Here is a 6724-nt window from a genome sequence, read left to right on the forward strand (position 1 = left end):
CAAGTGGCTCGGGTCGACCACGACGCCATTGCCGATGTAGCACTTCACGCCATCGCGCATGATCCCCGAAGGGATCAGCTGCAAGGCCGTCTTCACGCCCTTGATGACGAGCGTGTGGCCCGCGTTGTGGCCGCCCTGGAAACGCACCACGGCCTGGGCGTGATCAGTCAGCCAGTCGACGACCTTGCCCTTGCCTTCGTCACCCCACTGGGTGCCCACCACGACCACGTTGTGGCCGCTGCGCATCTGTTGCATTGCTGTAAATCCGTTGCTTTGAAAATGGGTTGGTGGGGTCAGAGCGCGCGCACGAGCCATTGGCCGTTGGTTGCGGTCAACTCGCGATCACAAGCGAACTCTTCGCCTTCGTGCTCATGCCCCGGCAGGATGCACACCACCGATTCGCCCTGCTCGCGCAAGCGGCGAATGGCCGCTCGCAGGCCTGCGTCTTCACCCCAGGGGGCACGAATCGCCGGGCGCATGACACGCTGAGGCGTGAGCTGCACGAGCTGCTTCAGGTCCATGCTGAAACCGACGGCCGGGCGATTGCGACCGAAAACCGCGCCGACTTCGTCATAACGGCCGCCGCGAACCACTGCATCGCTGGAGCCCGCCGCATAGACGGCAAAGCGAGCGCCGCTGTAGTAGGCATAACCGCTCAGATCGGCGAGGTCGAAGCCGATGCGGACATCGGGGTAAGCCAGCCGCAGATGTTGAGCGAGCCAGGCCAGGTCGTCGAGCGCAGCCCTGATCAGCGGGTGGGCGGGCAAGACGCTTTGCGCCGCTTGCAAAACATCTTCGCCACCGTAAAGCCGAAGCAAGGCGCGCAGCCCCTCCTGGGTCGGCTCCGGAAACTGCGCCGACAGGGCTTCCATCGCCGCCTGGTCTTTGGCTGCGAGCGCAGCGTAGATCTGCGCCACCGTCGATGCGTCAACGGCCAAGCCAGCCAACAGGCCGCGAACAATGCGTGCGTCGCCCATGTCGAGGGTGAGCGAGGTCACACCCGCTTGTTGCAGAGAATCGAGCGCCAGCTCCTGGACTTCCAGGTCGGCCTCGAGACCGGCATGGCCGTAGATCTCGGCACCGAACTGCAGCGGCTCGCGTGTGCCGTGCAAACCATCCGGGCGCGTGTGGAGCACCGGGCCGCAGTAACAGAGCCGAGTCACGCCGTGACGGTTGAGGAGGTGGGCGTCGATTCGGGCGACTTGCGAGGTGGTGTCGGCGCGCACGCCCAGCGTGCGGCCACTGAGCTGGTCAACGAGCTTGAAGGTTTTGAGGTCAAGCTCACGGCCGGTGCCGGAGAGCAGCGACTCGATGTGCTCCAGCAAGGGAGGCATGACCAGTTCGAACCCGTAACCCCGAGCCCCGTCAAGCAGGTCGCGACGGAGTTCCTCGATGCGCCTGGCCTGCGCAGGCAGGACGTCAGCGATGTGCTCGGGCAGCAGCCAAGCAGACGACATGTGGATGACCGGGGGATTAAAAACGAGATTGTACCGGCCTGCGTCGGCCGCCGGGCCTGCGCTACGGCCAGAGCAGCAGCAGGGCCACCAGCCCGACGATCATGCTGCTCAGGCCGACGAAGCGGATCTGCCCATCGCTCAGCTGGATGGCGCGCTCAAACACCTTGCGCCATGCGTCCGGGCTCAGAAAGGGCAACGCACCCTCGATGACGAGCATCAACGCCAGCGCGCCCCACAGAAACTCCATGATCGCGCTGCCGCCTGGTCACTTCTTGGCGCCGGGCGCACCGCCACCCTCACCTCGCATCGCCCGGAAGAATTCGCTGGAAGGGTCGACCACGATCACGTCAGAACGGCTCTGGAAGCTCGTTCGGTACGCCTCCAGGCTGCGGTAGAACTTGGCGAACTGCGGGTCACGGCCAAAAGCATCTGCATACAGAGCGGAGGCCTTGGCATCGCCATCGCCTTTGATCTTTTGGGCATCGCGGTAAGCGTCGGCCAGGATCACTTCGCGTTGACGTTCGGCATCGGCGCGAATCTTTTCGGCCTCGGCAAAACCAGTGGAGCGCAACTCGTTGGCCACGCGCTTGCGCTCAGACTCCATGCGCCCGTACACCGAACCGGTGATGTTGGCGGAGAAGTCGACGCGCTTGATGCGCACGTCAATGATGTCGATACCAAATGCCTTGGCCTCGTCAGCCAGCCGGGTGCGCACGCCCTGCATCACGTTTTCACGGTCGGTGGAGAGCATGGCCTGCACCGTGCGCTTGGTCACTTCTTCGTTGAAAGCCCCTTGCACGATGGGGCTCAGACGCGCCTCCACGTTGCGCATGTCGGTGCCGTTGTTGCGGATGAACTGGCGCGGGTCGGTGACACGCCACTTCACCAACCAGTCGATCACCAGGCTCTTCTTCTCTGCAGTGAAGATGGGACGGGTCTCCGGGCTGTCGAGCGTTTGCACACGGCGGTCGAGGAAGACCACGTTTTGCAACGGCGGGGGCTGCTTGAACTTGAGGCCCGGCTCAGCGATCACTTCCTTGATCTCGCCCAGCGCGTAGATCACTGCAAACTGACGCTGGTCGACGATGAACAGCGTGGAGTACACCAGCATCAGCACCAAGATGACGCCGATCGCGATAGTTCCGATTCGATTCATGATTTTGATGGCCCAGTCTCAACGTGCGTCGCGGTCGCGGCTGCGTTGGCCGTCGCGCAAGCGGGTGTCTGCATTGCCTGAGCCGACAGAGCTCGGTTCAGGCACCGGGGGGGCCGGTACAGCGCCTGGCGCTGGCGAAGCGGCGGACTGCTGGATCAGCTTGTCCAGCGGCAGGTACAGCAGGTTGGAGTTGGCGCGGCTGTCGACCATCACCTTGCTCACGCTGGAATAGATCTGCTGCATGGTGTCGATGTAGATGCGGTCACGCGTGACACTCGGGGCCTTCTGGTACTCGGCCAGCACGCGGTTGAAACGTTGCGCATCACCCTCGGCCCGTGCCACCACGCGCGCCTTGTAGGCCTCGGCTTCTTCGTTGAGGCGCGCGGCGCTGCCTCTTGCTTTGGGGATCACGTCGTTGGCGTAGGCCTGGCCTTCGTTCTTGGCCTTTTCGCGGTCAGCGCCGGCGCGGAAAGCGTCGTCGAACGCGGCCTGCACCTGCTCAGGCGCCTGGACGCTGCCCACGTTGACGTTGACGACCAGGATGCCGGTGTTAAGCCGGTCCAACTGCACCTGCACCGACTTCATCAGCTGGCTGGAGATCTCGTCTCGCTGTTCGTAAAGCACCGAGTCCATGTTGCTCTTGCCGACGATCTCGCGCACCGCCGACTCGGCGGCCTGAACCACGGCTTCGTCGGGGCTCTTGTTTTCGAACAGGTAGGAGCGTGCGTCTTTTAACCGGTACTGCACCGTGAAGCGAATATCGACGATGTTTTCGTCTTTGGTCAGCATCGAAGACTCGCGCAAGCCGGTGGCCTGCGCCACCGTGTTGCGACCGACTTCAACCGAACGAAGCTGCGTGACGGCCACCACCTCGTTACCCTGGAAGGGGTACGGAAAGCGCCAGTTGAAACCGGCGTCGACCGTGTGGCTGTATTTGCCGAACGATGTCACCACCGCCTGCTGGCCTTCTTGCACGATGAAGAAGCCGCTGGCCGCCCAGATCGTCACCACCACACCCGCGACCAGGCTGATGCCAATGCCGGCGCTCTTCATGTCGGGTTGGAAATTCGGGCCGCCGGTGCCACCGCCGCCCGTTCCATTGGGGCGTTGCCCGCCCTTGCCGCCGAAAAGTCCGGTGAGCTTGCGGTTGAAATCACGCCAGAGCTCGTCGAGATCGGGAGGGCCGTCGCCGCGCCCCCCGGTGTTCAAAACGATCTCGGGGTGTCGGCTCAGGCGACGGCGTGCCGTCAGACCCAGGCTGCCGATCAAGGCCCACACGGCGGTTGCCACGTCGGATGCCCGCGCAGCAAAGCCTGCAGGCTTGGGAGGGGTAACGCTCATGGTCATGGAGGTGTCAGAGTTGTCTTCTGTGCGCCGAATCGAAAGTGTCATCGGGGGAATCTTCCAGCGAAGCAGGAGGTGAGGCCATCTCGGCGGGGTTCAAGTTGGTGGACTGGTTGGCCATCACCGCGGCCGACAGCAGGCGCCGCAGTTCAATCAAACCCGTGCCATGCAAGGCGCTCACAAACACTCGCTGCACACGCACGCCGGCATCCAGCTCCAGTACGTCGCTAGCCACCTGCGGGCGCTGCGATTCGGCGAGATTATCAAGCTTGTTGTAGACCAGGATTTGCGGGATGCCATCGGCGCCGATGTCGCGCAACACACGCTGTACTTCGGCCATCTGCTCGTCGAGGACCGGACTGGCGGCGTCGACCACATGCAGCAGCAAATCGGCTTCGGCGGCTTCCTGCAAGGTGGCCTCGAAGGCCTCCACCAGCTTGTGCGGCAGATCGCGGATGAAGCCCACGGTGTCAGACAAAGACACCGAGCGGCCAACATCTTCAAGGTAGAGCTGGCGCGTGGTGGTATCGAGCGTGGCAAACAACTGGTCGGCGGCATAAGCGCGTGACTTGACCAGTGCATTGAACAAGGTCGACTTGCCGGCGTTGGTGTAGCCCACCAGCGAAACACGGAACGTGCCACTGCGTTCGCGCGACTTGCGCTGCGTGCCGCGCTGGCGCTTGACGCGCACGAGCCGCTCTTTCACCGTCTTGATGCGCTCGCCAATCATGCGGCGGTCAAGCTCGATCTGCGCTTCGCCCGGGCCGCCACGGTTGCCGATACCACCCCGCTGCCGCTCCAGGTGGCTCCAGCGGCGCACCAGGCGTGTCGACAGGTACTGAAGGCGAGCCAACTCCACTTGCAGCTTGCCTTCGTGGCTTTGTGCGCGGGCCGCAAAGATCTCGAGGATCAGCATGGTGCGATCGGCCACGGCCACGCCAAGGTGGCGCTCCAGGTTGCGCTGCTGGGCAGGCGACAAGGCCTGATCGAAGAGCACGGCTTCAGCTTGGTGCCCGAGAACAAGCGCCTTGATTTCGTCGGCTTTGCCCGAGCCGACAAAGAGCGCGGGGTCAGGCGCCTTGCGTCGTGCAATGACGCGTGCGACGGGGTTGTCGCCCGCTGACTCGGCCAACAAGGCCAACTCGTCGAGACTTGCGTCGAAATGGGATCGCCCCCCGAAATCAACGCCAACCAGAATGGCACGGGGGGAGTCGCCCGCCACGGGCGTGGCGGTGGGTGCGGCTGCAGTCAAGGTAGGTACCGCCTCGGCTGTTGCCGCTGTGGCTTCAGGTCTGCTCCGGCGCTTCGGCGGCGTGGAAGTTCACCGCGCGGCCCGGTACGACCGTTGAAATCGCGTGCTTGTAGACCATCTGCGTCACGGTATTGCGAAGCAACACCACGTACTGGTCAAACGACTCGATGTGGCCTTGCAGTTTGATGCCGTTCACAAGGTAGATCGACACCGGAACGTGCTCTTTGCGAAGCAGGTTCAGAAACGGGTCTTGTAGAAGCTGCCCTTTGTTGCTCACGATATGCTCCGTGATGGAAAGTGAATGAGGTTGGCACGTTAACACAGCACTGTGCGGCAATGCGGCAAGAGCCGCCAATGCACTTAGTCTTTGTCGGCGAAGGGGTTCTTCGACGAGCGCATCTCAATGCGCAGGGGTGTGCCGACCAGCTTGAAGTGCTCACGAAAGCGGGCTTCGAGGAAGCGTTTGTAGACGTCGGTCACGTGTTCCAGCGAGTTGCCGTGGATCACGATCAGTGGCGGGTTCATGCCGCCCTGGTGCGCATAACGCAGCTTGGGACGGAAGGCGCCCGCGCGCTTGGGCGTCTGGAATTCCACCGCCTCTTGCAGCAAACGTGTGAGCACCGGCGTGCTCATCTTGCGGGTGGCCGAAGCGTGTGCGTCCGCGATCGCCTGCCACACCGGGCCCAGGCCCTGGCGCTTGAGTGCAGAGATGCGCAGCACGGCCGCAAACTTCAAGAAGGCCAGGCGCGCGGCAATCGAGCGCTCCAGGGTTTCTCGCTGGTAGTCATCGATCGCGTCCCATTTGTTGATCGCGATCACGACGGCGCGCCCGCTCTCCAAAATATAGCCAGCGATGTGAGCGTCTTGTTCGGTCACGCCCTGGGTTGCGTCGAGCAGCAACAGCACCACGTCGGCACTGGCGATCGCCTGCAAGGTCTTGACCACTGAAAACTTCTCGATGGCCTCGAAGACCTTGCCCTTGCGCCGCAGGCCCGCAGTGTCGATCAGCTCGAACTTCTGGCCGTGCCGCTCGAAGGGCACGGTGATGGCGTCGCGCGTCGTGCCGGGCTGGTCAAAGGCCACCAGACGCTCTTCGCCCAGCCAGGTGTTGATGAGGGTTGACTTGCCCACGTTGGGGCGGCCGGCCACCGCGAGGCGGATGGGCGCGTCCTCTTGCAGGTCTTCGGTCTCGAGCTCAGGCTCGAAGCCCGCGAGCACGGCATCAAGCAGGCTGCGAATGCCCTGCCCGTGTGCCGACGAGATCGGATGTGGCTCACCCATGCCCAGCTCGTACAACTCGCCCAGCAGCGGCGAGTCGACCATGCCCTCGGCCTTGTTGGCAGCGAGGAACACCTTCTTGTTGACCGAGCGCAGGTAGCGCGCGATGTCGTGGTCTTGCGCCGACACACCCGTGCGGATGTCGACCACGAAGATCACCGCATCGGCCTCGGCCACGGCCTGGCGTGTCTGCTTGGCCATTTCCTTGACGATGCCGGTCGAGCTGTCGGGCTCGAA

The 6724-nt window shown here is 63.5% G+C and carries 8 protein-coding genes; all 8 read right to left on the reverse strand.

The genetic code is table 11. From position 1 onward, the window contains the following. On the reverse strand, window positions 1-246 hold a 246-nt coding region (locus tag RMO40_RS23065; RefSeq protein ID WP_309725946.1), incomplete at its 3' end, for an adenylosuccinate synthetase. Window positions 247-293: 47 nt separating this feature from the next. Further along, complete coding sequence (locus RMO40_RS23070) at window positions 294-1457, reverse strand: ATP phosphoribosyltransferase regulatory subunit (RefSeq protein ID WP_309725941.1); 1164 nt, start codon at window positions 1455-1457, stop codon at window positions 294-296. A 61-nt stretch (window positions 1458-1518) separates the two neighbouring features. Beyond that, entirely contained in the window at window positions 1519-1704 is a 186-nt protein-coding gene (locus RMO40_RS23075) for a DUF2065 domain-containing protein (RefSeq protein ID WP_309725942.1), read from the reverse strand. Between the two features lie 18 nt (window positions 1705-1722). Then, window positions 1723-2613: a protease modulator HflC gene (hflC, locus tag RMO40_RS23080; protein ID WP_309725943.1), complete on the reverse strand. Its 891-nt coding sequence runs from the start codon at window positions 2611-2613 to the stop codon at window positions 1723-1725. 18 nt (window positions 2614-2631) lie between these two features. Continuing rightward, window positions 2632-3960, reverse strand: coding sequence for an FtsH protease activity modulator HflK (hflK, locus tag RMO40_RS23085; protein WP_489660228.1), 1329 nt, complete (start codon window positions 3958-3960; stop codon window positions 2632-2634). A gap of 7 nt (window positions 3961-3967) precedes the next feature. Then, window positions 3968-5209: a GTPase HflX gene (gene hflX, locus RMO40_RS23090; RefSeq protein WP_309725944.1), complete on the reverse strand. Its 1242-nt coding sequence runs from the start codon at window positions 5207-5209 to the stop codon at window positions 3968-3970. Window positions 5210-5243: 34 nt separating this feature from the next. Next, window positions 5244-5486: an RNA chaperone Hfq gene (gene hfq, locus RMO40_RS23095; protein ID WP_047502530.1), complete on the reverse strand. Its 243-nt coding sequence runs from the start codon at window positions 5484-5486 to the stop codon at window positions 5244-5246. Between the two features lie 83 nt (window positions 5487-5569). Next, a partial coding sequence (der, locus tag RMO40_RS23100) for a ribosome biogenesis GTPase Der (protein WP_309725945.1) occupies window positions 5570-6724 on the reverse strand: 1155 nt, incomplete at its 5' end.

The organism is Rhizobacter sp. (assembly GCF_031412075.1).
Taxonomy (GTDB): Bacteria; Pseudomonadota; Gammaproteobacteria; order Burkholderiales; family Burkholderiaceae_C; genus Rhizobacter.